Origin of the sequence: Streptomyces melanosporofaciens (assembly GCF_900105695.1) — a bacterium.
GTDB lineage: Bacteria > Actinomycetota > Actinomycetes > Streptomycetales > Streptomycetaceae > Streptomyces > Streptomyces antimycoticus.
The window spans coordinates 6,844,982-6,870,887 of the sequence record NZ_FNST01000002.1; the positions used below are offsets into that span (position 1 = coordinate 6,844,982).

Consider the following 25,906-nt stretch of genomic DNA (forward strand, 5'->3'; position numbering starts at 1 on the left):
CGTGAGACGCACAGCACTCTTCGGCGTGGCCGGTGGTGTGATCACCGGGGCGCTGATAACCGGTGCGCTGGCCGCCCCCACGGCTGGGGCCTCGGAGCGGACGCCCGGTGGGGCCGCCGAGGCGCGTGGCGTGGCGGTGGCCGCGGCCAAGGCCGCGAAGAAGGGCATCGACTGGACGGACTGCCCGGCCGACTGGGGGCTGGCCAAGCCCATCCAGTGCGGCTATGTCACCGTGCCGCTCGACTACGCCAAACCGAACGGCCGCACCATCAAGCTCGCGGTGGACCGGATCGGCAACACCGGCTCCGCCTCCGAGCGGCAGGGTTCGCTGATCTACAACCCGGGCGGGCCCGGCGGCTCCGGGCTGCGCTTCCCGACCCGGGTCACCACCAAGAACCCGCTGTGGGCGAAGACTTCGAAGGCGTACGACTTCGTCGGCTTCGACCCGCGCGGCGTGGGCCACTCCACGGCCATCTCCTGCGTGGACCCGCAGGAGTACGTCAAGGCGCCGAAGCTGGACCCGGTGCCCGACAGCGAGGCGGACAAGCGGGTCCAGCGCAAGCTGGCCCGGGAGTACGCCGAGGGCTGCAAGGAGCGCAGCGGCTGGATGCTGCCGCATATGACGACGCCCAACACCGCCCGTGACATCGACGTCATCCGGGCCGCGCTCGGCGACAAGAAGCTCAACTACCTGGGCGTGTCCTACGGAACGTACATCGGCGGCGTCTACGCGACGCTCTTCCCGACCCATGTGCGCCGGCTGATCGTGGACAGCGTGGTCAACCCCTCGCGGGAGAAGATCTGGTACCAGGCCAACCTGGACCAGGACGTCGCCTTCGAGATGCGCTGGAACGACTGGAAGGCGTGGGTCGCCGAGAACGACGCCGCCTACCACATCGGCGACACCCCCGGAGCGGTCCAGAAGCAGTGGGAGACGCTGCGCGCGGCCGCCAAGAAGAGCCCCATCGGCGGGGTCGTGGGCCCGGCCGAGCTGCTCGGGCTCTTCCAGAGCGCTCCGTACTACGACTCGTCGTGGGCCACCGTCGCCCAGGTGTGGAGCGACTACCTCGCCGGCGACGAGAAGGCGCTGGTCGAGGCCGCGGGCCCGGACATGTCCGACACCGCGGGCAACATCGCCTCGGAGAACGGCAACGCCGTCTACACGGCCGTCGAGTGCGCCGACACCAAGTGGCCGACCAGCTGGGCGAAGTGGGACCGGGACAACACCCGGCTCCACCGCGACTACCCCTTCCTGACCTGGTCCAACGCCTGGATGAACCTGCCGTGCGCCACCTGGGGTGCCAAGCAGCACACCCCGCTGGAGGTGGGGGCCGCCAAGGGGCTGCCCAAGACGCTGATCGTGCAGAGCACCCGGGACGCCGCGACCCCGTACGAGGGCGCGGTGGAGCTGCACAAGCGGCTGAAGGGTTCGCGCCTGGTCACCGAGAAGGACGCCGGTTCGCACGGGGTCACCGGTCTGGTCAACCCGTGCGTCAACGACCGGGTGGACGCCTACCTGCTCAAGGGCACGGTGGACGCCAAGGACGTGACCTGCGCTCCGCACGCCACGCCGGTGCCCGCGAAGTCGGGTGCGTCCGCGAAGGACGTGAAGGCCGCCAAGGAGGCCGCCGCCCTCGTCAAGTAGTCGACGAACGGCGGTATGTGGTGAAGGGCCGGGCCCGTGCGTCCCCACGCACGGGCCCGGCGCCGTTCCCCCGAAGTGATCAGGACGCGTGTCCGCCGCTCCGCAGCCACGCGTCCTCGGCCGCGTAGTCGAACAGATCGGCCATCGGGTCGTAGGCGGCCGCCATGTCGGGGAAGGCGGTGCGCCAGTCCGGGGCGGCCGCCAGTTGGTCCGCGAGCCAGGCGACGGTCGTCGGCAGCGATTCCATGTAGCCGGTCACCGGGCGGTAGCCCAACTCCCGTTCGGCGGCGGACATGTCGTAGACCAGCGGATGGGCAAGGCTCCAGGGGGTGCTGCCGATATGCGGATGCGGCGGCTCCCCGTCGATCAGCACCAGCTCGCCGCGTACCCCCAGCACCGCGTCCACGGCGGTGGCGATGTCGGCGACCGTCGGGGCCTGCGGATCGCCCGCGTTGAGCACTCGTGAACCGGGCCGGTGGGCGGCCAGCCGCACCAGCTCCGCGACGTTGTCGACATGCACCGGATGGAACCGGCTGCGGCCGCCGTACGCCAGGATCCGCACCGGCCGCTTGTCCAGCGCCCGTTTGACGAAGTACAGCTCACGGGGCGTACGGCAGTGCGGGCCGTGGATCGCCCCCGCGCGCAGCAGGGTTGTCGGGAGCCGGTCCCCGGCGGCCAGCAGCTCCCGCTCCAGCGCGACCTTACGGCTTCCGTAGCCCTCGCCCGGCGGGACGGTCCGCTGGGACTCGGGGAGCGGCACCGGATAGCGGGGGGCGCCGTCCGGCCGGTCCTGGGTCCCGAAGCCCCGTCCCTGGTCGTCCTCGTACACCGCCCCGGTGGAGATCACCACCGCCGATCCGATGCGGTCCGCGAGCCCCAGCAACTGCCGCGCGTGCGCCTGCCCGTAGGCGACGCAGTCCAGCACCACATCGCAGCCGTCCCCGATCAGCGCGGCCACCGCGGCGTCGTCGTCCCGGTCCACCGCCACACTGGCCACGGACGCGGGCCAGCTCTCGTCGCGGCCCCCGCCGCGCGAGGCGGCCCGCACCCGCCATCCGTCGGCGGCGAGCGCGCGCACCGCCGCCCGGCCGATCTGTCCCGTCGCCCCGATCACACATGCGCTGCCAGTGGTCATGCCGGGACGCTACGGCCCGTGCGCCACGTTGCCCAGACTCCTTCGCCACGAGCAGATTCGCCCATGGCGCGATCATTCACGGTCAAACGGTAAATACAAAATGATCGCTTTTTCGCGCTCTCTGAATTCGCCGTGATGCGTTTCGAAGAAAAAGGCATATTCGATTCGCGCGTCGGCGAAACCGCTAAGCTCCAGGGCCCATGACGGGCTGGCTCACCGCCCGCATTTCGCACGCATTTTCTCTCCGCTGTTTTTAAGGATGTCCATGGTTTTCGCCGGCACCTCATCCGGAGGCCGACGGCCCGCCTCCACGCTCGTATGGGTCATCCCTCCCGCCGCGATGGCGTTCTGCGCGGCCCTGGCCGTCGTCGTGGTCCCGTCCGGGGCGCGGGCCACGGTCGCCTGGTGCGGGGTGGCGGCGACGTTCGCGGTGGCCCTGGCGGCGGCCGAGGCGATGCGCCGCGGTCGCCTGATCACCACGCTGCGCACCCGGCTCACGGCCCAGGAGACCGGGCTGCGGCAGCGCCTGGTGGACCAGGAGACGGCGATCCGGCGGCTGGCCCGGGAGCTGCTGCCCGTGGCGGTGACCCGGCTGCAGCGCGGCGCCATGGTGGACGAGGCGATGCGGGCCATCGACCACGCGCCCCGCCTCGACCCGGACTTCGACGCCACCCACGAGCTTCTGCTGCGGTCGGTGCTGGAGACCGTGCGGGCCGAGGAGGACCTCAGGGACGCGGGCCAGCGGGCCTTCGTCAACATCGCCCGCCGGGTGCAGGCCATCGTCCACCAACAGGCCCAGGACGTGCGGGAGATGGAGGACAAGCACGGCGCCGACCCGGACGTCTTCGAGGACCTGCTCCACCTGGACCACGGCAACGCCCTCATCGGCCGGCTGGCGGACTCCATCGCGGTCCTGGGCGGCCAGCGCCCGGGCCGCCAGTGGCAGAAGGAGGTGCCGCTGTTCAACGTCTGCCGCGGCGCCATGTCCCGCATCCTCGAATACGAGCGGGTGGATCTGCATTCGGTGGCGGACGTCGCCATCGTCGGGCCCTCGGTGGAGCCGCTGATCCACGCCCTGGCCGAACTGCTGGACAACGCCACCCGCTACTCGCCGCCCAAGACCCGGGTGCATCTGACCGCGATCGAGGTCCAGTCCGGGGTCGCGATCGAGATCGAGGACGCCGGGGTGGGCCTGTCGGAGGAGGCGCGCAGACGCACCGACGCGGTCCTGGTCCAGGCGGCGACCGGATTCGACCTCAACGACCTGGGCGAGACACCGCGGCTCGGTCTGGCCGTGGTCGGCCGGCTCGCCGTGAAGTACCGGTTCCAGGTCTCGCTGCGGCCCTCGGCCTACGGCGGGGTGCGCGCGGTGCTGGTCGTACCGCAGGACATCATCTGCCCCACCCCCGCGCCCGGCGGCGCGATCGCCCGCGCGGCCAAACTGCCGCCGCCCAAGCCCATCAAGCGGGCCACGCCCCTGCCGTCGCCCACCCGCACCGGCCCGATCGTGCAGGGCCGCCCCGGCCCCGGCTTCCGGCAGAACGGTGCCGGACTCCCGCAGCGCCGCCGCCGGATGCCGATGGTCACCCCGCCCATCAGGGTCGACTCCGGACCCCCGGCCGCGCCCCCCGCGCCCCGCGAACCGGCCGGGCCGCCCGTGCAGCCGGGGATCTGGCTGGACGCCTTCACCAAGGGGCTCAACGGCGAGCCGGTCCCGGCGGCGGACGCCGGTACGGCCGCGCCGGACACCCGGAAGTCCCCCAGCACCCCGGATACCCCGAACACCCCGCTCCCGTCGGACAAGGATGAGTAGGCAAGTGACGCAACCGCGGTTCAACATGGACTGGATGCTCCGGGACCTGGCCTCCAGCGTTCCGCAGACCCGCCACGTGGTCCTGCTGTCCTCGGACGGCCTGTGCATGGCCCAGGTCGGTGCGGACAAGGACACCGCCGACCGACTGGCCGCCGCCTGCGCCGGGCTGCAGAGCCTCTCCGGTGCGATCGCCACCGAATTCCCCGAGGGGGACGGGCGGATGCGGCTGGTCGTCATCGAGGTCGACGGCGGCTTCTTCTATCTGATGGCGGCCGGCGTCAGCTCGTATCTGGCGGTGCTCGCCGAGGACAGCGTGGATGCCGGGCTGATGGGCCAGTGCATGAGAGACCTGGTCGCACGGCTCGGCGAACACCTCAGCAGTCCGCCGCGCGTCGACGGACGGGTGACATGAGCGAGTCCGGCAAGGCGTGGGACGAGGGCGGCCCAGAGCGGCTCTACACCCTCAGCCGGGGCCGCGCCCCGCATGAACCCCGGCAGCGGCCCGTCGAACTCGTCAGCCTGATCGTGGCGCGCGCCGAACCGGAGCCGGGGATGGCCCCCGAGACCGCCGCCGTGCTGAGGATGTGCCCGTTCCCCCTGTCGGTGGCGGAGATCTCCGCGTATCTGCTCCTGCCCGTCTCCACCGTCACCGTGATCCTCGCCGAGCTGCTGGGGATGGCCGGGTGGAGGCCAGGGCGCCGGTCCCGGCAGCAGTGCTGCCCGACCCCGAACTGCTGCAGGCGGTGATGCATGGACTACAGAAACTCTGAGGCATCCGAGGAAGCTGAGGCATCCGGGGAAGCCGGAGTAATCGTCGGACCGCGCAGCGAGGACACCCTCCCGGCCTCCGCGGCCGCCGCCGTCAAGGTGGTGATCGTCGGAGGGTTCGGGGTCGGCAAGACGACCATGGTCGGCTCGGTGAGCGAGATCCGCCCGCTGACCACCGAGGAGACCATGACCCAGGCCGGTGTGGGCGTCGACGACATCGCCGGGATCGAGCGCAAGACCGAGACCACCGTCGCGATGGACTTCGGCCGGATCAGCCTCAACGAACGGCTGGTGCTCTATCTGTTCGGCACCCCCGGCCAGGAGCGGTTCTGGTTCCTGTGGAACGGCCTCTTCGAGGGCGCCCTCGGCGCCGTGGTCCTGATCGACACCCGCCGTCTGGAGGTCAGCTTCGACGCGGTCGGGCGGCTCGAGGAGCGCGGTGTGCCCTTCGTGGTCGCGGTCAATGTGTTCCCCGAGGCCCCCGTCCACCCCATGGCGGAGCTGCGTGCCGCCATGGACCTGCCCGACTCCGTACCGATGATCGACTGCGATGCCCGCGACCGGGCCTCCAGCCGCGACACCCTCCTCACCCTCGTGCGCCATCTGCAATCCCTTCACACCGTGACCCCGGAGACACCGTGACCTCTCATCCCGACGACCCCGGCACCGGGACGGCCGACCTGCCGCCCACCCGGTGCCCCGTCCACCCCGCGCTGTCCGACGCCGGGCTGGTGGACCTCCTCGGGCCCGAGAACGAGAAGGACCCGATGGGCCTGTACGAGCGGCTGCGCGCCGAGCACGGCCCGGTGGCCCCGATCGTGCTCGACGGTGGCATACCGGCCTGGCTGCTGCTGGGCTACCGCGAGAACCTGGAGGTCTCCCGCACCCCCTCCCGCTTTTCCCGCGACTCCCGCCACTGGCACGCCTGGAAGGACGGGCGGATCACCGCCGACTCGCCCCTGCTGCCGGTGGTCGGATGGCAGCCCATGTGCACCTTCGCCGACGGCGACGAGCACGAGCGGCTGCGGGCCGCGCTCACCGAGTCCATGGGGCGCCTGGACCGCCGGGGCATCCGCCGCCACGTCACCCGCTTCACCCATCAGCTGGTCAACGACTTCTGTGCCGACGGGGGCGCCGAACTGGTCACCGCCTTCGCCCAGCAGCTGCCCATGCTCGTCCTCACCCAACTCCTCGGCATGCCCGACGAGTACGGCCCGCGGCTGGTCGAGGCCACCCGGGACCTGATGAAGGGCACCGAGACGGCCCTGCGCAGCGACGCGTATGTCACCGACGCCCTCCAGGGCCTGGTGGACCGCAAGCGCGCCGACCCCGGTGAGGATCTGGCGTCCTGGCTGCTGGCCCACCCCTCCGGCCTCACCGAGGAGGAGGTGGTCCAGCATCTGCGACTGGTGCTGCTCACCGGCAATGAGACCACCACCAATCTGATGGCCAACACGCTGCGCATGGTCCTCACCGACCCGCGCTTCCGCGCCTCACTGGCCGGTGGCCATATGACCCTGCCGGACGCCATCGAGCATGTGCTGTGGAACGAGCCCCCGCTCACGGTCGTCCCCGGCCGCTGGGCCACCGGGGACACCGAGCTGGGCGGTCAGCGGATCAAGGCCGGGGACATGCTGCTGCTCGGGCTGGCCGCCGGAAACGTCGACCCGGCCATCCGCCCCGACATCGCCGCGCCGATGTACGGCAACCGGTCCCATCTCGCCTTCAGCGGCGGCCCCCATGAATGCCCGGGACAGGACATCGGCCGGGCCATCACCGACACCGCCATCGACACCCTGTTGCTGCGGCTGCCCGATCTGCGGCTGGCCGTCGACGAGTCCGAGCTGACCTGGCTCTCGTCCTGGATCTCCCGCCATCTCGTGGCGCTGCCGGCGGAGTTCATGCCCCGCCGCCCCGAGTCGGAGAGCACGGAGGACCCCTCCGCGACCCTCTTCGCCCCTCGGCCGCGATGGCTGCCCGAGGACGAGGCCCCGGAAGCGGCCACCGGGGGGCCCGAGGCGACGGCCCCCGGGCGCGTCCCGTGGTGGGTGGCGTTATGGCGGTGGCTGCTGGGCAGGCCCTCGGGATCCGCTCCGTAGGGATGGCGGCGGCCCGCCGCTCAGCCCCGGGCCACCACGACCCCCACGGTCAGCAGGCCGAGCACCACCCAGCTGAACCACAGCCAGCCGTTGCTCCCCAGGGCCACGGTGTAGGCCGTCACCAGCACCAGGCCCCCCACCGTGGCCACCGTCATCGTCTTAGCGGATCCGGGCATCCCCGACCTCCTCACGGCGGTCCTGACGCCCCTTCGCCAGGACCCGGGCCGCTCAGGGCCCGGGTCCATGGTCTCGCGGTCCGGGGCCCCGCCGCTAGCAGGCTGCAGGGCCCCGCACTCAACGGCTGCGGGACTGGAGCGAGGCCAGATAGGCGTTGTACGCCGCGAGCTCCTGGTCGCCGTCCCGGTCCGCGGTGCGGTCGATGCGCCGCGCCTGGCGCTGCTCGGACTTGTACCACTGGTAGACCAGCGCCACCAGGACGATCACCGACGGGATCTCGCTGAAGGCCCAGGCGATCCCGCCCGCCCAGGTCTGGTCCGACAGCGCGTCGATGCCGAGCCGGGCGGGCGGATGCTCGTACACGCCGACCATGGGCTCGGACGCCATCATCAGCGCGATGCCGAAGAACGCGTGGAACGGCATGCCCGCGAACAGCTCCAGCATCCGCATCACATAGCCGGGCCGGTGCGGGCCCGGGTCCACGCCCATGATCGGCCAGAAGAAGACCAGGCCCACCGCGAGGAAGTGGACCATCATCGCGATGTGCCCGGCCTTGCTCCCCATCAGGAAGTCGAAGAGCGAGGTGAAGTACAGCGCGTACAGGCTCGCGATGAACAGCGGGATGGTGAACGCCGGATGGCTGATGATCCGCATATAGCGGCTGTGCAACAGCGCGACCAGCAGCTCCCGGGGCCCCTTGCGGCCACGCCCGGCCGCCGGAAGGGCCCGCAGGGTCAGTGTGACGGGCGCGCCCAGCAGCAGCAGGATCGGCGAGACCATGCTGATGATCATGTGCTGCACCATATGCACGCTGAACATGACCATGCCGTAGTCGTTCAGCTTGGTGCACATCGCGACCGCGATGGTCAGTACCCCGAGCACGAAGGAGACCAGGCGCCCCACCGGCCAGGCGTCACCGCGCCGCCACAGCCGCGCCACGCCCCAGCCGTACAGCCCGAGCGCCAGCACGCAGCCCACCAGGAAGAACGGATCGCCGCCGAACTCCAACCCGCGCGACAGCGTGAACGGCGGCAAATCCATCATCATGCCGTGCCCGCCGTGATCCATCAGCAAGTTCTCCTCCCGGTGCGCACGAAATGTGCTCGCACCAGCCTAGAACCGCTCAGATCACAGCACGCACTCGGCCTCGGCGTACCGCTCGGCGGGGACCGTCTTCAGCCGCTCCACGGCCGCGGCCAGCGGCACCAGGTCGATGTCCGTGCCGCGCAGGGCCGTGATCGTGCCGAAGGCGCCGCGGTGGGCCGCCTCCACGGCGTGCCAGCCGAAGCGGGTGGCCAGCACCCTGTCGTACGCCGTCGGGGTGCCACCGCGCTGCACATGGCCCAGGATGACCGCCCGCGCCTCCTTGCCGAGCCGCCGCTCCAGCTCGACGGAGAGGTGGCCGGCGATGCCCGCGAAGCGCTCATGGCCGTAGACGTCCTTGCCGCCGGCCTCGTACTCCATCGTGCCCTCGCGCGGCTTGGCGCCCTCCGCCACCACCACGATCGCGAACTTCTTGCCCGCCTCGAACCGCGCCCCGACGGTCTTGGTGAGCTCCTCGATGTCGAACGGGCGCTCCGGGACGACGATGGCGTGGGCGCCCGCGGCCATGCCCGAGTGCAGCGCGATCCAGCCGGTGTGCCGCCCCATGACCTCGACGATCAGCACCCGCTGATGGGACTCCGCGGTGGTCTTGAGCCGGTCCAGGGCCTCGGTGGCGACCCCGACCGCGGTGTCGAAGCCGAAGGTCACATCGGTGGAGGCGATGTCGTTGTCGATGGTCTTGGGCACGCCGACGATCGGCAGCCCGGCGTCCGAGAGCAGCCGGGCGGCCTTGAGCGTGCCCTCCCCGCCGATGGGGATGACCGCGTCCAGGCCGAGCTCCGCCACATGCCCCTTGGCCCGCTCCACGCCGTCCCGCAGATGCTCCGGGCGCACCCGGGTGGAGCCGAGGATGGTGCCGCCGAGGGCCAGGATGCCACCCACGGCGTCCAGGTCGAGCTTGCGGTAGTCGGCCTCCAGCAGGCCCTTCCAGCCGTCGTGGAAGCCGATCACCTCATCGCCGTGGTCGACGGTGGCGCGGTGGACGATTGACCTGATGACCGCGTTCAGGCCGGGGCAGTCGCCGCCGGACGTGAGCACACCAATGCGCATGGCACGCATACCTCTGTCTGAGATGGGGGCCGACGGCCGGACCGCGTCGTCCGGCGGGACTCGGCCACCTTACAAGCGGCCGGGCGGCGGGGGCGCGGTCGTCCGTCGGATGTCCGCCATGCGGGCACCCTTCGCCCGAGTGGCGGCGAAGTGGCGCCCGAGCGGCGTCCGAGTGGCGCTCGGGCGAGCGGGCCGTGGCTCAGGCGGGCTGGGACGCCGCCGCGATCCGCTCGTTGCGCAGCGCCTCGTACCACTGGTCGTTGACCGGCGGCAGCGCGTTCACATCGAGGGCCAGCTTCAGCAGATGGTCCGCGATATGCGGGTTGCGGGCCATCACCGGGCCGTGCATGTACGTCCCGAAAACGGTGTCGTTGTAGGCACCCTCGAAACCGTCGCCCGTGCCGTTGCCGTTGCCGAACCGGACCCGGGCGAAGGGGCGGGCCGTCGGGCCGAGGTGGGTGACGCCCTGGTGGTTCTCGAAGCCGGTCAGCGGGGGCAGCCCGAGCCGCTCGTCGATGTCGGCCAGCACGTCCCCGACGCACCGGGCGCCCTCGCCGCGGGTGCTGACCACGTCCAGCAGCCCCAGGCCCTGCTGGCGCTGCCCGAGGTCGTTGATGAACTCATGGCCGAGGATCTGGTACCCGGCGCACACCGAGAAGACGATCGCGCCGTTGGCCACCGCGCGGCTCAGCCCGCCGTCCCGGATCAGCCGCTCGGCGGCGAGCCGCTGCGGGCGGTCCTCGCCGCCGCCGATCAGATAGACGTCCCCGGAGGTGGGGATCTGCTGGTCGGAGCGGACGTCCAGCCGGGAGACCTCCAGCCCGCGCTGCCGGGCCCGGCGCTCCACCACCAGGACGTTGCCCTGGTCGCCGTACGTGCTCAGCAGGTCGGGGTAGACCCACACCAGACGCAGGCCGTTCTGGCTCATGCTACGCATCTTCGTGCCTCTCGTACGGGGGGTCAGTTGCCGACCCGGCGGCGCAGGTCCTGGAACGCGGTGTAGTTGGCGATGGTCTCGATGCGGCCGGGCGGGGAGATCCGCACCGCCTCGTCCGCGTCCGCGCAGACCCGGAAGTCCAGCCCGGCGACCTCCAGGCGCACCGCGAGGTCCAGCTTACGGTCGCCGATCACGCAGATCGGGTGCCCGGCGAGCCGGGTGTAGTCCACGTCCCACAGCCAGGAGGTGTCGGTGCCGTCGGCGCCGCGGGCGTTGACCGAGAGGATCACCGGGGTGGGCGGCGGGTCGATCAGCGAGAAGGTCTCCAGCCAGCCGGCCGGGTTCTTCGCCAGCAGCAGCCGCATCTGGCGCTCCTGGAAGGTGACCACGTCATACCGGCCGGCCACGGCCTGGACCTGGTACATCCGCTCCAGCGCGACCTGCGGGGGCACCCCGAAGGCGGCGGCGACGGCGGCCGAGGTGGCGGCGTTGGCCTTGTTCGCACGGCCGGGGAGCTGGAGGTGGATCGGCCAGGCCGCGCCGTGCGGGTCCAGGACGTAGTCGCCGTTCAGCGCCCAGCTGGGGACCGGACGGCGGAAGCCGCACTCCGCGCAGACCCAGTCGTCGCCGGGGCGCTGCAGCACACCGCCGCAGGACGGGCAGGACCAGGCGTCGTCCTTCCACTCCTGCCCGGCGGCGACCCACACCACATTGGGGCTGGAGGAGGCGGCCCAGACGATCAGCGGGTCGTCGGCGTTGGCGATCACGATCGCCTTGGTGCCGGTGAGGCCCTCGCGCCACTTCTCGGCGAGCATCCGGGTCTCGGCGGCGCGGTCGAGCTGGTCACGGGAGAGGTTGAGGAGCGCGATGGCCTTGGGCTCGGTGTCACGCGCCACGCCGGCCAGGTACTTCTCGTCGACTTCGATGACGCCGTAGCGGGCGTCGGAGCCGCCGGCCAGGGCCGAGGTGATACCGGCCGGCATATTGGCGCCCAGCGCGTTGGAGACGACCGGACCGGCCGCCCGCAGCGCCTCGGCGATGAGCCGGGTGGTCGTGGTCTTGCCGTTGGTCGCCGACACCAGGATCACGTCCAGGTGCTGTGCCAGCCTGCTGAGCAGATCGGGATCGAGGCGCAGGGCCACCTTGCCGCCGATCACCGATCCGCTGCCGCGGCCCGCGGCCTTGGACACCGCCGCCGCGGCCCTGCCCGCCGTCACGGCCAGCTTGGCACGTGGCGACAGCGGCTCTGAGTTGCCTGCCATCGTCTCTCGATCCTCCTCGCATACCGGCGCCGCACCTGCCCCCCGAGGCGCCGGTGGTACGCCCCCTCCGCGCCGCATCGCCAGCCGGGAGGCCACGGTCGGGTAGCAGCCTATCGAGATCCGGCGGCTGTCCCGAATTCCGTCACCCGCGCAGGACACTTCCTCCGCCCCGTAGGCTTGGCTGCCATGCGACATGGCGTGATACCGGGCAGCCGCGGAGCGGTGCGGCCCATGCGGTTCCTCGGCGATCCGGGGCTGCGCGCGCCGTGCGCGGAGGTCACGGCGTTCGACGCCGAGCTCGCCCTGCTGATCGAGGACATGTACGCCACGATGTACGCGGCGCACGGGGTGGGGCTCGCCGCCAATCAGATCGGTGTGGGGCTGCGGGTCTTCGTCTTCGACTGTCCGGACGACGAGGACCACCGCCATCTGGGGCATGTCGTCAACCCCCGGCTGGCCGCGGCCGACGGGGTGAGCGTGCGTGGGCCGGAGGGCTGTCTGTCGTTGCCGGGCATCGAGGCGGGCACCCCGCGCTACGACCGTGCGGTGATCGAGGGCGTGACGATGACCGGGGAGCCGGTGCGGATCGAGGGCACGGGCTTCTTCGCGCGCTGCCTGCAGCACGAGTGCGACCACCTGGACGGCGGGCTGTTCCTCGACCGGCTCTCCGGGCTGCGGCTGCGCAGGGTGCTGCGGGCGGTCCGCCGGGCGCCCTGGGCGGCGTCGGACGGCGCCGGGGCATAGGGCCGCTCCGGCGGGAGCGCGGCGGGATGCGAGTGGAGGCCGGGGGCTCAGAAGCCCGGTGCGCCGACCCGGTCTTCCGCCAGCGACAGCCGTCCCCACAGCAGATCGGTGAGATGGTGCACCAACTGGCCGCGCTCGCACGGGCGGTCGCGCAGCCACCAGTCACCGGCCGCGTGCATCATGCCGACGATCCCGTGGCCCCAGACCCGGGCCACCTCGTCGCCGCCGGGTCCCAGATCCAGCCGCTCGGCGATCACCGTGGCGAGCTCCTCGCCGAGCCTGCGCAGCAGCGGGGCGGAGTGGTGGCCGACGTCGAAGCCCTGCTCCGGCTCCTGCTGGCCGTGGTCGGCCGGGTGCATCAGGAAGCGGTACACCTGGGGCCGCGCCTCGATCGCCGCCAGATAGGTGTCCAGCGTGGCCTCCACGCGGTGCCGGCGGTCCTCGGCGGGCGCGTCCAGGGCCGCGCGCAGCGAGTCGAGCAGGGCGTCGGTGTGGCGCTTGGCGAGCGCGCGGTACAGGCCGCCCTTGTCGCCGAAGTGGCGGTAGAGAATGGGCTTGGTGATGCCCGCTTCGGCGGCGATGGCGTTCATCGAGGCTTCTGGTCCGTCGCGCAGCACCACCCGGTCCGCGGCCTCCAGCAGCTCCTTGCGCCGTTGCTGAGCCGTCGTCCGCTGGTCGTCCCGCTGGCTGGTCCCGGTCCGCATGCGTTGCCTCCCCGCCCCCGATGTCGTACTCGCGCTCTCGCGCCTCGCGTTTCCCGGCGCGATCGCGCTCCGCGCTCTGCGCAACGTAACACCCGCGGGGGCCGCGGGGCCCGCGTGCCCGGGGGAGTTGACATCGTCTACTGGGCGGTAACAGACTGCGGTTACCGCAGGTAATAAGCACGTGGAGGGGTCATGGCGGAGTTCTCGTTCGAGCTTGACGACGATCAGAAGGCGGTGCGCGACTGGATCCACGGCTTCGCCGCGGACGTCATGCGCCCGGCCGCCGCCGAATGGGACGAGCGCGAGGAGACCCCCTGGCCGATTATCCAGGAGGCCGCCAAGATCGGCCTGTACTCCCTGGACTTCTACGCCCAGCAGTACTTCGACCCCACCGGCCTCGGCATCCCCATGACCATGGAGGAGCTGTTCTGGGGCGACGCGGGCATCGCGCTGTCCATCGTCGGCACCGGCCTCGCCGCCGTCGGCGTCCTCGCCAACGGCACCGAGGAGCAGATCGGCACCTGGATCCCGCAGATGTACGGCGACCCGGACGACGTGAAGGTGGCCGCCTTCTGCTCCTCCGAGCCCGACGCCGGCTCCGACGTCGGCTCGATGCGCACCCGTGCCGTCTACGACGAGGCCAAGGACGAATGGGTCCTCAACGGCATCAAGACGTGGGCCACCAACGGCGGTATCGCCAATGTCCATGTGGTGGTCGCGGTCGTCGACCCCGAAGTCGGCTCCAAGGGCCACGCGTCGTTCATCATCCCGCCGGGCACCCCCGGTCTGTCCCAGGGCCAGAAGTTCAAGAAGCACGGCATCCGCGCCTCGCACACCGCCGAGGTGGTCCTCGACCAGGTGCGGGTGCCCGGCAGCTGCCTGCTCGGCGGCAAGGAGAAGCTGGACGAACGCCTCGCGCGCGCCCGGGAGCGGGCCAAGACGGGCGGGGAGCGGCTGAAGAACGCCGCCATGGCCACCTTCGAGGCGTCCCGCCCGGCCGTCGGCGCCATGGCGGTCGGCACCGCCCGCGCCGCGTACGAGGTCGCGCTCGACTACGCCAAGACCCGCCAGCAGTTCGGCCGCCCCATCATCGACAACCAGGGCGTCGCCTTCCAGCTCGCCGACATGCGCACGCGGATCGACGCCGCGCGACTGATGGTGTGGCGCGCCTCGTGGATGGCCGTGACCGGCAAGCCCTTCGACTCGGCCGAGGGCTCCATGTCCAAGCTGTTCGCCAGCGAGACCGCCAAGGAGGTCACCGCCCAGGCGGTGCAGATCCTCGGCGGCAACGGCTTCACCCGCGAGTACCCGGTCGAGCGGATGCACCGCGACGCCGCGATCTACACCATCTTCGAGGGCACCAGCGAGATCCAGCGCCTGGTCATCGCCCGCACCCTCTCCGGCGTCCAGATCCGCTGACCCGATCCGCGGCCCGAGCCGCTAGGTCGGGCCCACGCCCGCGCCAAAACGCCGCTTCCGGGAGGCAAACGCGGCCAGCAGCGCGCGGAGCTCCTCACCGGTGAAGTCGGGCCACAGGGTGTCCACGAAGAAGAGCTCCGCGTAGGCCGCCCGCCAGAGCATGAAGTTGGAGATGCGCTGCTCCCCGGAGGTGCGCACCAGCATGTCGATGTCCGGCAGATCGGCATGCGGCAGATGGCGGGTGAACAGGGCCTCGTCGATGAGCCCGGGGTCCAGCGCGCCGTCCGCCGAGGCGCGGGCCAGACAGGTGGCGACGTGGGCGATCTCCTCCCGGCCGCCGTGGTTGAAGCAGAAGGCCAGCGTCATCGCGCGGTTGTCGCACGTCTCGGCCTCCGCGCGGCGCAGCGCGGCCAGCGTGGCCCGGGGGAGCCGGGCCTCCGAGCCCAGCCAGCGCAGCCGCACCCCCCGCTCGCCGTAGCCCCGGAAGACGTCCGCGAGCTGGGCGGTGAGCCGCATCAGGGCGGCCACCTCGCCGCGCGGGCGGTTCCAGTTCTCGGTGGAGAAGAAGAACAGCGACAGATGTTCGATGCCCTCTTCCAGGGCCGTGTCCACCACCCGCGGCAGCGCCAGCACCCCCGCCTGATGGCCGCGGGTGCGGGAGAGGCCGCGCAGGGCGGCCCAGCGGCCGTTGCCGTCCATGATGATGGCCAGGTGCCGCGGCCGCCCCGGTGACTCCTCCCGGGGGCCGCGGCGTTGCCGTACGACGGCGGGCGCCCCTTCGATCGACGCCCGCAGCAGCCGCTTGACGGAGGGCACTCTCCAGGCTCCGACCTCGAACACCCACGCGTCCCTCCGCCTAGCTTCCCGGCGCCGTGTCTGACGACGCGACGGGGGCGGGGGTTACCTCCCCGGTGGCCGAACCATTCGTTTGGTCGTCACGGCCGTCACGGCTTGCGGGCCACGCCCCCGTGGACATCGGTGGTCTCGATGTCCGTCTCGGAGGGGCCCGGCCGCCACAGCGGACACGACACGATACCGGGCTCGATCAGCTCAAGACCCTCGTAGAAGCGGCTGATCTGCGCCACGCTGCGCAGTACATAGGGAACGGCGCCGGTGTCGTCGTAGCCCTGCTGGGCCTCCTTGAGCGCCTGGTCGGTGTCGGTGCTGTCGTAGTGCACGAAGTAGCTGCCGGACGGTAAGGCGTCCTGCAGCCGCCGCACGACCGACACCGCCTCGTCGTAGTTCTGGATGTGGCCGAGGATGCCCATCAGCATCAGGGCGATGGGCCGGTCGAAGTCGAGCGTCTTCGCCGCGGCCTCCAGGATCCGCTCGGGCTCGTGCAGATCGGCGTCGATGTAGTCGGTCACCCCCTCCCGGGTGCTGGTGAGCAGCGCCTGGGCGTGCCGGAGCACCAGGGGGTCGTTGTCCACGTAGACGATGCGGGCCTCGGGCGCCACCCGCTGGGCGACCTGGTGGGTGTTGTCGTAGGTGGGCAGCCCGGTGCCGATGTCCAGGAACTGCCGGATCCCGCAGTCGCCCGCCACATGGGTGACGGTGCGGATGAGGTACGCGCGCGAGGCGCGGGCCATGGTCTCGATGTTCGGGGCGACCTCCCGGTACTCGTCACCGGCGATCCGGTCGACCTCGTAGTTGTCCTTGCCGCCCATCCAGTAGTTCCAGATCCGGGCCGAATGCGGCACCGTGGTGTCGATCTTGTTCAGGGCCTGCTGGTCCGGGGTGGACGAGCCGTCTGTCATGGAGCCATCTCCTGCCGTGCGTATGCGGTTCGCGGGGCACCAACGTAAGCCCGGCGCCGGGGACTTCAGCGACGCTGGGCGCAGAACGGCACGGGGGAGCGGATGCGCGGGAGGGGCCGGGCGAACGAGGACACCGGCGGCTCGGGCGCCGTCTCGCCATGGCCCGGATCCGGATCCGGGCCATCGCTCGCGGCCGGCTGCTCCTCGACGGTGAGGACCGGGGCGTGCTCGGCGAGCGTGGAGAAGGCGTGGTCATAGCCGGTCACCGCGGCCCCGATCTCCGCGAGGGCCGCCGCCGAGGCGCCGCGCGCGGCCAGCCGGTCCTCCAGCACCGGCACCGGGGCCGTCACATGGACGAAGGCGCCGTGGCGCTCGGCCACCGCCTCGGCGAAGTCGAACGCCTGAATCCAGGTCACCCGGGAGTGGCCACGGCGCAGCGGCCCGTAGACGAGCTCGCCGACCAGCCCGGCGTCGACCGCGAGCGCCCCGCCGTGCAGGAGGAGTTCGCGGTACGGCCGGACCGGGTCCACATGCGGGAGGTCGGGGGAGGCGCGGGTGACGGTGTAGCCGTGCCGACGGGCGAGCCCGGCCAGCAGCGCGTCCCTGCCGACCCCGTCGCAGCCCTCGACGATCAGTGTGCGGTGCTGTGCCACCGCATGGTCGAGGTTCATTTCCGGCATCCTGTCGGTCCCATAGCTCTCGGCTCTGCGAGGGGGACGACGCCGCCGCCCGCCACGGCGTCTTCAGTGTGCGTGGCGGGACGGCGGGGACGGGAGTGCGGTGCGGGGTTGTGCGGTTGTGCGGGCGTAGTGGTTTTCGAGGGGTCGCCCGTGCGTGGCCCCGCTACGCGATGAGGAAGTCCGCTTCGCCGGACTTCGCCGCCTCCAGGAAGGACGCCACCTCCGAGCGGGTGTAGATCAGCGCGGGCCCGGCCGGGTCGGTGGACTGGCGCAGGGCGACCCGCCCGTCGGGCAGCCGCTTGGCCTCGATGCAGGTGCCGCCGTTGGACCCGCTCCAGGGCTTCTCCCAGCCCTCCGTGCCCAGGTCCGTGGCCGGCATTCCGCTGTAGACGGGGTCGTGCATCTCAGTGCTCCTTACGCAGTTCGGCCAGGATGGTGCTGGAGTCGCCGATCCGCTCGGCCTGGACCGCCATCCGGTCCAGGACCTCGAGATAGGCGACGACTTCGGCCGGCTTGTCCACATAGACCGCCCCGGTGAGGCTCTCCGTGTAGACGACGTCCGGCAGTTCGGAGAATCCGAAGCGGAAGTAGTGGAAGGGGCCGAAGGCCCCGGGGTGCGGCCCCGCCGCGAACCGCATGATCTGCAGTCTGACCTTGGGAATCTCCAAGGTGTCGATCAGATGGTCGATCTGCTCGCGCATCACCCGCGAGCCGCCCACCGGGCGGCGCAGCACCGTCTCGTCGAGGATGGCCCAGATGGTCGGCGCGTCCGACTTGGTGAGCAGCTCCTGGCGCTGGACGCGCAGGGCGATCCGGCGCTCCAGCTCCTCCTCGGTGTCATGGGGGAAGCCCATGCGCAGCACCGCTCGGGCGTAGTCCTCAGTCTGGAGCAGCCCGGGGACGTAGTGGGGCTCGTACGCCCGGATGACGGTGGCCTCACTCTCCAGGCTGACGTAAGCGCTGAACCAGTCCGGAAGAACATCGCGGAACTGATGCCACCAGCCCGGCTGGTTGGCCTCCCGTGCCAGGGCGAGGAAGTCCTCCATCTCCGGGCCGCGGACGCCGTAGTTCCGCAGCAGCTCCTTGAGATACGGAATCTTGAGACCGACTTCCGCCTTCTCCATCCTGCGCACGGTCAACGGGGTGACCTCGATGGCTTTCGCGGCTTCCTCGAACGACACCTTCGCCCGCTCGCGCAGATGCCGCAGGCGCTTGCCGAGGACTCTGCGCAAGACGGTGGGGGCGGCGCCGGCCGGCCGTGCCTCGCTCACGTCCCGCCTCCCGGAGGAATGGCTGTCATATGCCTGCACAGTGTGCCACGCGTTGGATGACACTGACAGAGCGAGTCGATCGGTTTGAAATTATCAGAACGATGGTTGCGGGGTGATGGCTTCACCACGCATAGTGAGCACGTGACCCATCTCACCCTCTATGGCGAGGGCTCCCAACCACCCATGTCCACAACGTGGTTGAGGTCCCCGGCCAGATGGTCGGCGCCGAGCGATGGGGAACCCGCAGATCGCCGTGGCTCGAAACAGGGACGGTCACGGTGACGCATCACGCACAGCCGGTAAGCGGGCGCCAAGGCGCCGTGGTCAACGTCGGGTTGGCTGCGGCTCTGAAGGAATCCGGGTGCTCCTACGCCTCATTGGCCCTGCGGGTCAATGAACTGGGCCGTAGGCAGGGGCGCGAGTCGAACTACGACAAGGCGTCCGTCACCCGCTGGCTGCAAGGCGGACAGCCGCGTGGCACCACGCCGGAGCTGATCGCCGCCGTGCTCTCCCACCGGCTCGGCAGGCCCGTGGCCCCCGCCGAGCTGGGGTTCATCTCCGACCGACAGCGCCCGGTCGTGGCCCGCGCGCTGGCCTACCGGGAGGACGTAGCAGAAACCTTGCACACGCTCGCCGAACTCGGCTCCACCGACATATCCCGCCGCAGCCTGCTGGGTGCGGTGCCCTTCGTCGCCGGCGCACTGGTGACCCCGCAGCGCGAATGGCTGCTGTGGCTGGTCGAGAACCAGGACACCGCCCGGCTCGCACCCGCGGCCGAAGGCGGCCGCGTCGAACAGGTCCACGCGGCGATCAACATGTTCGACGAGATGGACAATCGCTTCGGCGGCGGCCAGGTCCGCGCCAGCATCGTGCTCTATCTGTCGACCGAGGTCGTCCCCATGCTCCAGCAGCGCGGCGCGCCCCCCCAGGAGCGGCGCCAGCTGTTCACCGCCGCCGCCAAGCTGGCCGCGATGGCCGGCTGGAGCAGCTATGACAACGCCGAATACGGCCTGGCCCAGCGCTATATGACCCAGGCGCTGCGGCTGTGCGCCGAGGGCGGTGACCGGGTCCTGGGCGGTCAGATCCTGGCCGGCCTGTCCCATCTGGCGACCAACCTGGGCCAGCCCGAGGCGGGGGTCGAGTTGGCCCGGGTCGGTGTCGCCACGGCCAAGCACGCCGGAAGCCCGCTCGGGCTGATGCGGCTGCACGCCATGGCCGCCCGAGGCTACGCCGCCCTGGACCAGCCCCGGGAGGCGTCCAAGTCGCTGCGCGCGGCCGACGCCCAGCTGGAGGCCAGCCAGGGCCCCGAGCAGGAGTCGCCCTGGGTGCGCTTCCTCGACCACCACTATCTGGCGGCCGAGGCGGCGCTGTGCTTCCGCGACCTGGGCAACGCGACCGAGGCCGAGCACGCCGCCGCCGAATCGGTGCGCGCCAACGCCGACCGGCGCCGGCGCCAGGCCATCAGCAGATCCGTGCTGGCGACGTCCTATCTCCAGCAGAACCGGCTGGACGAGGCCGTCGGCACCGCGGGCGAGGCGCTGGACACGCTCAGCGGGGTGCACAGCGAGCGCTCGATCCAGGCGCTGCGCGACTTCCGCAGCCGGTTGCGGCCACACCGCGGGGAGCCCATGGTCCGGGAGTTCGAGCAGCGCTCCCGGACGGTGCTCGGCGTGGCCGCCTGAGGCATCGGGCCCCGGGGCTTCGCCCCGCCCGGTGCCTCGGCGAAGTCTCCGGCCGCTCCGCGTGAGCGGCCGGTGACGTGTCCGGAGCGCCTCCGCTCGGGGGAGCGCCGGGGGGTCAATACCCTCCCGGCGTGGGGGCGTTCTGGGCTCGGTCGACGGGCAGATGCGCACCGGAGATCCCGCTCGAGGCGTCCGAGAGCAGGAACGCCACGACCTGGGCGACCTCCCGCGGGGTGACCAGTTCACCGCGTGGCAGCTCGGCCGTGAACCGGGCGTATGCCTCGGGCTCTTCGGTGCGCATCCGGTCCCACCGCTTCCCGGGGATCAGCATGGACCCCGGGGAGACGGCGTTCACCCGGATCCCGTCCGGGCCCAGCTCGCGGGCGAGCGAGGCCGCGAGATGGATCTGGGCGGCCTTGGCCGCCCCGTACTGCGCCTGGGGTCCCGGTTTCCAGCCGGAGATGGAGGCGATCACCACCACGGAGCCGCCGCCCGCGCGGCGCAGATGCGGCACCGCGGCCTTCACCAGCCGTGCCGTATGGCCCACGTTCATCTCCCAGGTCAGCGACCAGTCCCGGGGATCGGCGTCCTCGATGCCGCGGCCGCGGGCGCCGCCGGCGCAGGCCACCACGCCGTCCAGACCGCTGAAACGTATCCCCGCCGCATCGACGAATTCCTCCAGCAGCCCCGGCTCGGTGACGTCCAGCGCACGGGTGAACAACTCCCCCTGGCCCTCGGCGCTCAGGGACGCCGTGAGGGCCCGCAGATCCTCCGGTGTCCGCGCGCACGTGGCCAATCGCGCCCCACCGGCGGCCAGTAGCCGTACGATCTGTTCACCCAGCCCCCGGGAGCCGCCGGTCACCAGGACCCGTTTGGCGTCCACACCGGGCCGTTCCCCCGGGCCGAGCCGCCCCTCGCGGCCGTCGCTCACGCTTGCCACGTCCGGACCGTACAGCCCGAACCACTACGCCCGTACAACCGGACAACCCCCATGCCCTCTCGCCCACCGGCCGGTCCAACCGTTTGTCTACATGAACGGCGACCGACGGCGCTTTGCGCTGCCTTCGAAGGAGGAACCATGCCGGTATCCGGCACTCACCGCGACCGGGCCGTCTCCGTCCGTGGCAGCCGGTCCAGGCGGGTCGGGTGGGATGTGCGCACCACCTGTCACCAGCTCAGATGTCAGGCGGTCGGTCGCCGGAATGCGCCTACCCGCTCACCGGGGCATCAATCGCTCCCTGGGCCCGTAGGCCACCACAGCCCACAGACCGACGAGGAGCGTGAGGACCGACACCGTGAGCCGATCCTTTCCAGGACTGTCGCACAGGCCGGCGTCGGCCGATGAGGAGAGCGAGACGATGGGCGCGAGCCATGGCATCGCGGTCTCCGCGGACCGCCCGCGAGCCGATCCGGTTACCGCGCCGGGAGCCGATCCGGTTACCGGGCCGGCCGCCGCGGCGATCCCCGTCCCCTGCACTGGAGGGGAGAGGACGGTGATCCCGCTGGACACCCGCCGGCTCTTCCGGGCGGAGTTCCCCGCCCTTCCCGACCGCGCCGCCGCCGTACGCCGGATGGTCGCCGGGCATCTGCGCGACTGGCGGCTCGGCGCGATCGTGGACCATGTGGTCCTCGCCACCAACGAGCTGTTCGCCAACGCCGTGGAGCACGGCAGCTCCGGCCCCGCCGACACCGTCACCATCACCGTCTCGCTGGAACGCTTCGGCCGTGAGCTGCGGGTGGAGGTGGCCGACGGCTCGCCCGTGATCCCGGTCGCCCGCAAGCCGGAGCCGACCGAGGAGTCCGGACGAGGGCTGGCCATCGTCGAGGACCTCGCCCTCGACTGGGGCACCGAGCCGCCCGACCCCGGAGCCCGGGGGAAGAAGGTGTGGTTCACCCTGCCGCTGGTGGCCACCTCATGAACGCGGGGGCGCGCGGTGACCGCCGGATGCGGGTCACCGTGGAGACCGACGCGGCCGAATGGCTGCTCGCCGCGAGCGACGACCCCGGGCGGGTGCGGCTGCAGTGGGCCAGCGGCAGCGGCCTCGCCGATCTGCCGGTGGGTCCCGTCTTCGACCTGGTGCGGATGTGCGACGACATCGGCACCGCGGTGATCCAGGCGCTGCGGCGGCGCGACGCGGCGGGGCCGGTGATGCTCGCCACCGCCAGCCATGTGCTCTCCTTCCTGGTGCCGCCCGGATCGGCGGCCGAGTGGAAGGGCTGGCTGGCCGGGACGGCGTACGCCCGCCGCCGCGCGGTGGCCGCGGCCGGGCCCGGCCGGGTGCTGCGCTGCCCCAGGCCCGGCTGCGTCCGGCAGGGCCATGTCTGGCTGATCCGGCCCGGCGGCCCGCTCACCGACAGCCGTACGCTGCGCGCCGCCCTGGAGGAGGCCATCGACCGGCCCGGCCTTACGGATGCGCTGTTCCGCTAGTCCGGTGGACCTCGGCGCCCGCTGACGGCAGCGACGGACGCCGCGGGCCAGTGGCGGTCCGCCGGACAGGGGGCCGGGCCTGGGCCTAGGCGGCGGGCGCCGGGACGAAGGCGGCGCGGTGTGCCTCGGCGAAGGCGCGGAAGGAGCGGGGAGCGCGCCCCGTGACCCGCTGGACGGTGTCGGTCGTCCGGTCCTCCGCGCCGTGCCGGATGTCCTCGTCGAGCCCGGCGAGCACCGCGGCGAACTCCGCCGGGATCCCCATCGCCTCCAGCCTCTGCCGCAACTCCCCGGCCTCCACCGCGACATGGCGGACCGGCCGCCCGGAGACCTCGGTCACGATGCGCGCGGCCTCCGCGTAGTCGAGCGCCTCGGGACCGGTGATGACATGGTCCGTGTTGTGCGGGCGGTCGTCCAGCAGGGCCCGGGTGGCGACGGCGGCGATGTCCGTCGCGTCGACGAAGGCCACCCTGCCGTCCCCGGTGGCGGTGACGATCTCGCCGTCGCCCCGGATGGCATGGGCCACCGCGTGGTCACCGGTGAAGTTCTGCATGAACCACGAGGGCCGCAGCACCGCCCACTCCGGAACGGTCTCCTTCACCAGCGTGTGCAGCGCCCCGAGGCCCGTGGGCGCCTCGGGGACCGCGGAGGAACTCAGCAGCACCACCCGCCGTACGCCCTGGGCGAGAGCGGTGTTCAGGAACGGCTCGACCACGGGGCGCGGCTCGGCCACCCCCAGGGGCGAGACGAGATAGATCCGCTCCACGCCGTCCAGCGCCGCCGCATGGCCGGCCGGGTCGTGCCAGTCGAACCGGACGGTCTCGCCCGCCCCGGCCGCGGTCTCGGGCCGCCGGGTGGCGGCCAGCGCCCGCGCGCCCTGGGCGCGCACCATCCGCAGCACCTTGGAACCGGTGTTCCCGGTGGCGCCGAGGACCAGAACGGTGGGTTCAGTCATGGGTCCGGTCCTCCTCGGCACCGAAGCCGACCTCGCTGAGCATCAGCGGATTCCAGTAGTCGCGATACGAGGCGATCTCGCCGTTCCGGACGGTGATGACGGCGATGTACGAGGGGCGGAGCGGGCGGCCGGACGAGACGGCCACGGCGTCCATCGAGAATTCCACGATCAGCACCTCGGGGTCCTCGGTGCGATGGACGACCTGATGCGCCACGGCGCGCAGATCGATGTGGTCGGCGTAGTCCCGCACGTATGCGCGCACGGCCTCACGCCCTTCCAGCAGGCGCGGCCGACCGGCCGGGGCGAAGGGGAACTCCAGGGTGCCGTCGACGGCCCACAGGTTCGCGAATCCCATCATGTCGTGGTCGAGCAGCAGTTCCTTCGCCCGCTCGAACACCTTGACGCGGTCGTCCATGACGTCCTTCTTTCTCACTTCTCACAGGGGAATCTCATCACCAACGGACGGAACGGTACCGTTCCGTCTGCCCATCATAGAACGAGACGGTACCGTCCCGTCCGTCTGTTAACCTCGAAGCCATGTCGGACACCAACCGGCGCCCCCCGAGCGGCGCCGCCACCCTGCGTGCGGACAAGACCGCCGCCATCGCCGAGGCCGTTCTGGACGAGCTCGCCGAGCACGGATACGGCCGGCTGTCGATGGAGGCCGTGGCCAAACGGGCCGGAGTGGGCAAGAGCGCCCTGTACCGGCGGTGGCCCTCCAGACAGCGGATGGTCATCGCGGTCGTCTCGGAGCTGAGCGTCGCCCTGGCCGAGGAGCCCGACACCGGATCCCTGCGCGGCGATGTGCTGGCCGCGCTTCATCGGGTCGCCGACTGGCTGACCCATCCGCGGTTCTCGCGGATCCTGCCGGACCTGATCGCCGAGGCGCAGCGGGACGAGGAGCTGTTCCAGGCCCTGGCCCGCTGCATCGGCGAGCCGCGGCGCGCCCGCGCCATCGGCATGCTGGACCGGGCGACCGAGCGCGGTGAGCTGCCGCAGGACCTCGACCGCGAGCTGGCGCTCGACCTGCTCGGCGGGCTGGTCTACTGGCGCGTCTCGGCCCGGGGGGCGCCCCTGGAGCCCGGCTACTTCGAGCGCGCCGCCGATATGGCGCTGCGGGCCCTGGGCGCCCGGCCGCCCGGGGAGTGACGGCCGGGGCTTGCCGTTGGGGCGTGCGGGGCGCCACGTCGGCGGGGCGCCTCCTGTGACGGGCGGCTTCTCCGGCGGGGCTCCTCCTCCGGATGGGCCGGAGAACGGGCATGGCGGTGCGCGGCCCCGCATCATCGCTTAGTGACGAGCGGTGGTGAGCCGCCGCGCGTCCTCGACCCTAGGAGCCCCCATGTCAACCGGCCTCTCCGTCCATATTGGACTCAACCAGGTCGACCCCGCCGCCTACGACGGCTGGAGCGGTGAGCTGGGCGCCTGCGAGCAGGACGCCGTCGACATGGCCGGGATCGCCGACGCCGCGGGGTTCGATGTGACCGACCCGCTGCTGAGCCCGGCCGCCACCGCGGAGACCGTCACCGCCACCCTGGAGGCCGCGGCCGGGCGGCTGGCCGAGGGGGACATCCTCTTCCTCACCTACTCGGGCCACGGCGGTCAGGTGCCCGATCTCAACCACGACGAGACCGGGGACCGCCTCGACGAGACCTGGGTGCTCCACGACCGGCAACTGGTCGACGACGAGCTGTTCGAGCTGTTCGGGAAGTTCGCCAAGGGGGTGCGGATCTGGCTGCTCTCCGACAGCTGCCACAGCGGCACCGTGGCCCGGCGGCTGCCCGAGGTGCTCAGCGCCCAGGAGCTCGACCGGCGCTTCAGCACTGCGGACCCCGCTGAGGTCGGCCGCAGGATCCGGGCCATGCCCCAGGCGGTGCAGTCCGCCGTCTACCGGCGGGACCGTGACGCCTACGACCGCATCCAGAACACCCGCACCGCCAAGGACCTCGCCAAAATCGACGCCAGCGTGCTGCAGATCTCCGGCTGTCAGGACAACCAGACCTCCGCCGACGGGATCGTCAACGGTCTGTTCACCGCCACCCTGCTGGAGGTCTGGCGGGGCGGTGCCTTCGCGGGTAGCTACCGCGGACTGCACCGGGAGATCGTCAAGCGGATGCCGCCCGACCAGACGCCCCACCTCTTCCAGGCGGGTGCGCCGAACTCCGCCTTCGCCCGGCAGCGGCCCTTCACCATCTGATCCGGGATCTGTAGCGTGCCCGCGTCATACCCGTGTGCGGCGGCCCGCCCGGCGAGGTATGACAGTAGGAGGGCACGGCGAGCCG

At 71.7% G+C, this 25,906-nt stretch carries 27 protein-coding genes and 1 pseudogene; 13 read left to right on the plus strand and 15 right to left on the minus strand.

The annotated features are described in order from the left end of the window. Nucleotide 1: 1 nt before the first annotated feature. Complete coding sequence (locus BLV72_RS32575) at nucleotides 2–1,645, plus strand: alpha/beta hydrolase (RefSeq protein WP_093466815.1); 1,644 nt, start codon at nucleotides 2–4, stop codon at nucleotides 1,643–1,645. Nucleotides 1,646–1,724: 79 nt separating this feature from the next. Here BLV72_RS32575 and BLV72_RS32580 read toward each other — a convergent pair whose 3' ends face one another. After that, nucleotides 1,725–2,780 (minus strand): NAD-dependent epimerase/dehydratase family protein, encoded by a 1,056-nt coding sequence (locus tag BLV72_RS32580; RefSeq protein WP_093466817.1) that lies wholly within the window; start codon nucleotides 2,778–2,780, stop codon nucleotides 1,725–1,727. A gap of 265 nt (nucleotides 2,781–3,045) precedes the next feature. On the opposite strand from BLV72_RS32580, the gene BLV72_RS32585 reads away from it, so the two are divergent. The 5 genes and pseudogenes from BLV72_RS32585 to BLV72_RS32605 all read left to right on the plus strand — a co-directional run bounded on the left by BLV72_RS32585 (nucleotide 3,046) and on the right by BLV72_RS32605 (nucleotide 7,460). Next, nucleotides 3,046–4,593 carry a sensor histidine kinase gene (locus BLV72_RS32585; protein WP_093466819.1) on the plus strand — a complete coding sequence of 516 codons (1,548 nt, stop codon included), beginning with the start codon at nucleotides 3,046–3,048 and terminating at the stop codon, nucleotides 4,591–4,593. Beyond that, complete coding sequence (locus BLV72_RS32590; RefSeq protein ID WP_093466821.1) at nucleotides 4,586–5,005, plus strand: roadblock/LC7 domain-containing protein; 420 nt, start codon at nucleotides 4,586–4,588, stop codon at nucleotides 5,003–5,005. The genes BLV72_RS32585 and BLV72_RS32590 overlap by 8 nt, the downstream gene beginning before the upstream one ends. After that, nucleotides 5,002–5,363: pseudogene (locus BLV72_RS32595) on the plus strand (DUF742 domain-containing protein). Before BLV72_RS32590 ends, BLV72_RS32595 begins: the two are co-directional and overlap by 4 nt. Further along, complete coding sequence (locus BLV72_RS32600; protein ID WP_093466823.1) at nucleotides 5,344–6,003, plus strand: GTP-binding protein; 660 nt, start codon at nucleotides 5,344–5,346, stop codon at nucleotides 6,001–6,003. The pseudogene BLV72_RS32595 and the gene BLV72_RS32600 overlap by 20 nt, the downstream one beginning before the upstream one ends. Then, entirely contained in the window at nucleotides 6,000–7,460 is a 1,461-nt protein-coding gene (locus BLV72_RS32605; RefSeq protein ID WP_093466825.1) for a cytochrome P450, read from the plus strand. Before BLV72_RS32600 ends, BLV72_RS32605 begins: the two co-directional genes overlap by 4 nt. A 20-nt stretch (nucleotides 7,461–7,480) precedes the next feature. On the opposite strand, the gene BLV72_RS48185 is transcribed toward BLV72_RS32605, so the two are convergent. The 5 genes from BLV72_RS48185 to BLV72_RS32625 form a co-directional block, all read right to left on the minus strand. Further along, complete coding sequence (locus BLV72_RS48185) at nucleotides 7,481–7,636, minus strand: hypothetical protein (RefSeq protein ID WP_165449210.1); 156 nt, start codon at nucleotides 7,634–7,636, stop codon at nucleotides 7,481–7,483. A 118-nt stretch (nucleotides 7,637–7,754) separates the two neighbouring features. After that, entirely contained in the window at nucleotides 7,755–8,705 is a 951-nt protein-coding gene (locus BLV72_RS32610; protein WP_093466827.1) for a cytochrome c oxidase assembly protein, read from the minus strand. A gap of 60 nt (nucleotides 8,706–8,765) precedes the next feature. Continuing rightward, nucleotides 8,766–9,791: a 6-phosphofructokinase gene (locus BLV72_RS32615; protein ID WP_093466829.1), complete on the minus strand. Its 1,026-nt coding sequence runs from the start codon at nucleotides 9,789–9,791 to the stop codon at nucleotides 8,766–8,768. A gap of 199 nt (nucleotides 9,792–9,990) precedes the next feature. Further along, nucleotides 9,991–10,719: a type 1 glutamine amidotransferase gene (locus BLV72_RS32620; RefSeq protein WP_093466830.1), complete on the minus strand. Its 729-nt coding sequence runs from the start codon at nucleotides 10,717–10,719 to the stop codon at nucleotides 9,991–9,993. Nucleotides 10,720–10,751: 32 nt separating this feature from the next. Further along, a complete protein-coding gene (locus BLV72_RS32625) occupies nucleotides 10,752–11,990 on the minus strand; it encodes a Mur ligase family protein (protein ID WP_093466832.1) in 1,239 nt (412 codons plus the stop codon). Nucleotides 11,991–12,176: 186 nt separating this feature from the next. On the opposite strand from BLV72_RS32625, the gene def reads away from it, so the two are divergent. Next, nucleotides 12,177–12,734 carry a peptide deformylase gene (gene def / locus BLV72_RS32630; protein WP_208905799.1) on the plus strand — a complete coding sequence of 186 codons (558 nt, stop codon included), beginning with the start codon at nucleotides 12,177–12,179 and terminating at the stop codon, nucleotides 12,732–12,734. Nucleotides 12,735–12,781: 47 nt separating this feature from the next. On the opposite strand, the gene BLV72_RS32635 is transcribed toward def, so the two are convergent. Continuing rightward, nucleotides 12,782–13,438, minus strand: a complete 657-nt coding sequence (locus tag BLV72_RS32635) for a TetR/AcrR family transcriptional regulator (RefSeq protein WP_093466835.1) — start codon at nucleotides 13,436–13,438, stop codon at nucleotides 12,782–12,784. Nucleotides 13,439–13,630: 192 nt separating this feature from the next. Here BLV72_RS32635 and BLV72_RS32640 point away from each other — a divergent pair, with 192 nt between their 5' ends. Next, entirely contained in the window at nucleotides 13,631–14,857 is a 1,227-nt protein-coding gene (locus BLV72_RS32640; protein ID WP_093466837.1) for an acyl-CoA dehydrogenase family protein, read from the plus strand. A 21-nt stretch (nucleotides 14,858–14,878) separates the two neighbouring features. Here BLV72_RS32640 and uppS read toward each other — a convergent pair whose 3' ends face one another. The 5 genes from uppS to BLV72_RS32665 all read right to left on the minus strand — a co-directional run bounded on the left by uppS (nucleotide 14,879) and on the right by BLV72_RS32665 (nucleotide 18,565). Continuing rightward, nucleotides 14,879–15,697, minus strand: coding sequence for a polyprenyl diphosphate synthase (uppS, locus tag BLV72_RS32645; RefSeq protein WP_093466839.1), 819 nt, complete (start codon nucleotides 15,695–15,697; stop codon nucleotides 14,879–14,881). 104 nt (nucleotides 15,698–15,801) lie between these two features. Next, on the minus strand, nucleotides 15,802–16,614 hold the full coding sequence (locus BLV72_RS32650; protein WP_093466840.1) for an SAM-dependent methyltransferase: 813 nt from the start codon (nucleotides 16,612–16,614) through the stop codon (nucleotides 15,802–15,804). Between the two features lie 65 nt (nucleotides 16,615–16,679). Beyond that, a complete protein-coding gene (locus BLV72_RS32655; RefSeq protein ID WP_093466842.1) occupies nucleotides 16,680–17,285 on the minus strand; it encodes a hypothetical protein in 606 nt (201 codons plus the stop codon). 172 nt (nucleotides 17,286–17,457) lie between these two features. Further along, a complete protein-coding gene (locus BLV72_RS32660; RefSeq protein ID WP_014056733.1) occupies nucleotides 17,458–17,697 on the minus strand; it encodes a DUF397 domain-containing protein in 240 nt (79 codons plus the stop codon). Between the two features lies 1 nt (nucleotide 17,698). Continuing rightward, complete coding sequence (locus BLV72_RS32665; RefSeq protein WP_093466844.1) at nucleotides 17,699–18,565, minus strand: helix-turn-helix domain-containing protein; 867 nt, start codon at nucleotides 18,563–18,565, stop codon at nucleotides 17,699–17,701. Between the two features lie 278 nt (nucleotides 18,566–18,843). Between BLV72_RS32665 and BLV72_RS32670 the strand changes: the two genes are divergently transcribed. Then, nucleotides 18,844–20,247 (plus strand): NsdA family TPR-like regulatory protein, encoded by a 1,404-nt coding sequence (locus BLV72_RS32670; protein WP_093466846.1) that lies wholly within the window; start codon nucleotides 18,844–18,846, stop codon nucleotides 20,245–20,247. A gap of 115 nt (nucleotides 20,248–20,362) precedes the next feature. Here the strand turns inward: BLV72_RS32670 and BLV72_RS32675 are convergent, their stop codons facing one another. Further along, the gene (locus tag BLV72_RS32675; RefSeq protein WP_093466848.1) at nucleotides 20,363–21,178 is read right to left on the minus strand and encodes an SDR family NAD(P)-dependent oxidoreductase; all 816 of its coding nucleotides are present in this window, start codon (nucleotides 21,176–21,178) and stop codon (nucleotides 20,363–20,365) included. Nucleotides 21,179–21,740: 562 nt separating this feature from the next. Between BLV72_RS32675 and BLV72_RS32680 the strand changes: the two genes are divergently transcribed. Together BLV72_RS32680 and BLV72_RS32685 are read left to right on the plus strand one after the other, a co-directional pair. Then, nucleotides 21,741–22,166 carry an ATP-binding protein gene (locus BLV72_RS32680; RefSeq protein WP_240450821.1) on the plus strand — a complete coding sequence of 142 codons (426 nt, stop codon included), beginning with the start codon at nucleotides 21,741–21,743 and terminating at the stop codon, nucleotides 22,164–22,166. Beyond that, nucleotides 22,163–22,675: a hypothetical protein gene (locus BLV72_RS32685; protein WP_093466852.1), complete on the plus strand. Its 513-nt coding sequence runs from the start codon at nucleotides 22,163–22,165 to the stop codon at nucleotides 22,673–22,675. Before BLV72_RS32680 ends, BLV72_RS32685 begins: the two co-directional genes overlap by 4 nt. 85 nt (nucleotides 22,676–22,760) lie before the next feature. Here BLV72_RS32685 and BLV72_RS32690 read toward each other — a convergent pair whose 3' ends face one another. Together BLV72_RS32690 and BLV72_RS32695 are read right to left on the minus strand one after the other, a co-directional pair. Then, on the minus strand, nucleotides 22,761–23,627 hold the full coding sequence (locus BLV72_RS32690; RefSeq protein WP_093466853.1) for an NAD(P)H-binding protein: 867 nt from the start codon (nucleotides 23,625–23,627) through the stop codon (nucleotides 22,761–22,763). After that, nucleotides 23,620–24,042: a nuclear transport factor 2 family protein gene (locus BLV72_RS32695; RefSeq protein ID WP_093466855.1), complete on the minus strand. Its 423-nt coding sequence runs from the start codon at nucleotides 24,040–24,042 to the stop codon at nucleotides 23,620–23,622. Before BLV72_RS32695 ends, BLV72_RS32690 begins: the two co-directional genes overlap by 8 nt. Nucleotides 24,043–24,164: 122 nt before the next feature. Here BLV72_RS32695 and BLV72_RS32700 point away from each other — a divergent pair, with 122 nt between their 5' ends. Next, a complete protein-coding gene (locus BLV72_RS32700; RefSeq protein WP_093466857.1) occupies nucleotides 24,165–24,776 on the plus strand; it encodes a TetR/AcrR family transcriptional regulator in 612 nt (203 codons plus the stop codon). Nucleotides 24,777–24,966: 190 nt separating this feature from the next. After that, nucleotides 24,967–25,821, plus strand: a complete 855-nt coding sequence (locus BLV72_RS32705) for a caspase family protein (protein ID WP_093466859.1) — start codon at nucleotides 24,967–24,969, stop codon at nucleotides 25,819–25,821. The last annotated feature ends 85 nt before the right edge of the window (nucleotides 25,822–25,906 follow it).

What these genes read in the sequence shown, in the direction of transcription:
- BLV72_RS32695 (WP_093466855.1), bottom strand. Translation starts at nt 24,042, where the DNA reads ATGGACGACCGCGTCAAGGTGTTCGAGCGGGCGAAGGAACTGCTGCTC.
- BLV72_RS32600 (WP_093466823.1), top strand. Translation starts at nt 5,344, where the DNA reads ATGGACTACAGAAACTCTGAGGCATCCGAGGAAGCTGAGGCATCCGGG.
- BLV72_RS32705 (WP_093466859.1), top strand. Translation starts at nt 24,967, where the DNA reads ATGTCAACCGGCCTCTCCGTCCATATTGGACTCAACCAGGTCGACCCC.
- BLV72_RS32690 (WP_093466853.1), bottom strand. Translation starts at nt 23,627, where the DNA reads ATGACTGAACCCACCGTTCTGGTCCTCGGCGCCACCGGGAACACCGGT.
- BLV72_RS32655 (WP_093466842.1), bottom strand. Translation starts at nt 17,285, where the DNA reads ATGAACCTCGACCATGCGGTGGCACAGCACCGCACACTGATCGTCGAG.
- BLV72_RS32625 (WP_093466832.1), bottom strand. Translation starts at nt 11,990, where the DNA reads ATGGCAGGCAACTCAGAGCCGCTGTCGCCACGTGCCAAGCTGGCCGTG.
- BLV72_RS32685 (WP_093466852.1), top strand. Translation starts at nt 22,163, where the DNA reads ATGAACGCGGGGGCGCGCGGTGACCGCCGGATGCGGGTCACCGTGGAG.
- BLV72_RS32610 (WP_093466827.1), bottom strand. Translation starts at nt 8,705, where the DNA reads ATGGATCACGGCGGGCACGGCATGATGATGGATTTGCCGCCGTTCACG.
- BLV72_RS32650 (WP_093466840.1), bottom strand. Translation starts at nt 16,614, where the DNA reads ATGACAGACGGCTCGTCCACCCCGGACCAGCAGGCCCTGAACAAGATC.
- BLV72_RS32660 (WP_014056733.1), bottom strand. Translation starts at nt 17,697, where the DNA reads ATGCACGACCCCGTCTACAGCGGAATGCCGGCCACGGACCTGGGCACG.
- BLV72_RS32640 (WP_093466837.1), top strand. Translation starts at nt 13,631, where the DNA reads ATGGCGGAGTTCTCGTTCGAGCTTGACGACGATCAGAAGGCGGTGCGC.
- BLV72_RS32700 (WP_093466857.1), top strand. Translation starts at nt 24,165, where the DNA reads ATGTCGGACACCAACCGGCGCCCCCCGAGCGGCGCCGCCACCCTGCGT.
- BLV72_RS32585 (WP_093466819.1), top strand. Translation starts at nt 3,046, where the DNA reads ATGGTTTTCGCCGGCACCTCATCCGGAGGCCGACGGCCCGCCTCCACG.
- BLV72_RS32635 (WP_093466835.1), bottom strand. Translation starts at nt 13,438, where the DNA reads ATGCGGACCGGGACCAGCCAGCGGGACGACCAGCGGACGACGGCTCAG.
- def (WP_208905799.1), top strand. Translation starts at nt 12,177, where the DNA reads ATGCGACATGGCGTGATACCGGGCAGCCGCGGAGCGGTGCGGCCCATG.
- BLV72_RS48185 (WP_165449210.1), bottom strand. Translation starts at nt 7,636, where the DNA reads ATGCCCGGATCCGCTAAGACGATGACGGTGGCCACGGTGGGGGGCCTG.
- BLV72_RS32590 (WP_093466821.1), top strand. Translation starts at nt 4,586, where the DNA reads ATGAGTAGGCAAGTGACGCAACCGCGGTTCAACATGGACTGGATGCTC.
- BLV72_RS32620 (WP_093466830.1), bottom strand. Translation starts at nt 10,719, where the DNA reads ATGAGCCAGAACGGCCTGCGTCTGGTGTGGGTCTACCCCGACCTGCTG.
- BLV72_RS32615 (WP_093466829.1), bottom strand. Translation starts at nt 9,791, where the DNA reads ATGCGCATTGGTGTGCTCACGTCCGGCGGCGACTGCCCCGGCCTGAAC.
- BLV72_RS32580 (WP_093466817.1), bottom strand. Translation starts at nt 2,780, where the DNA reads ATGACCACTGGCAGCGCATGTGTGATCGGGGCGACGGGACAGATCGGC.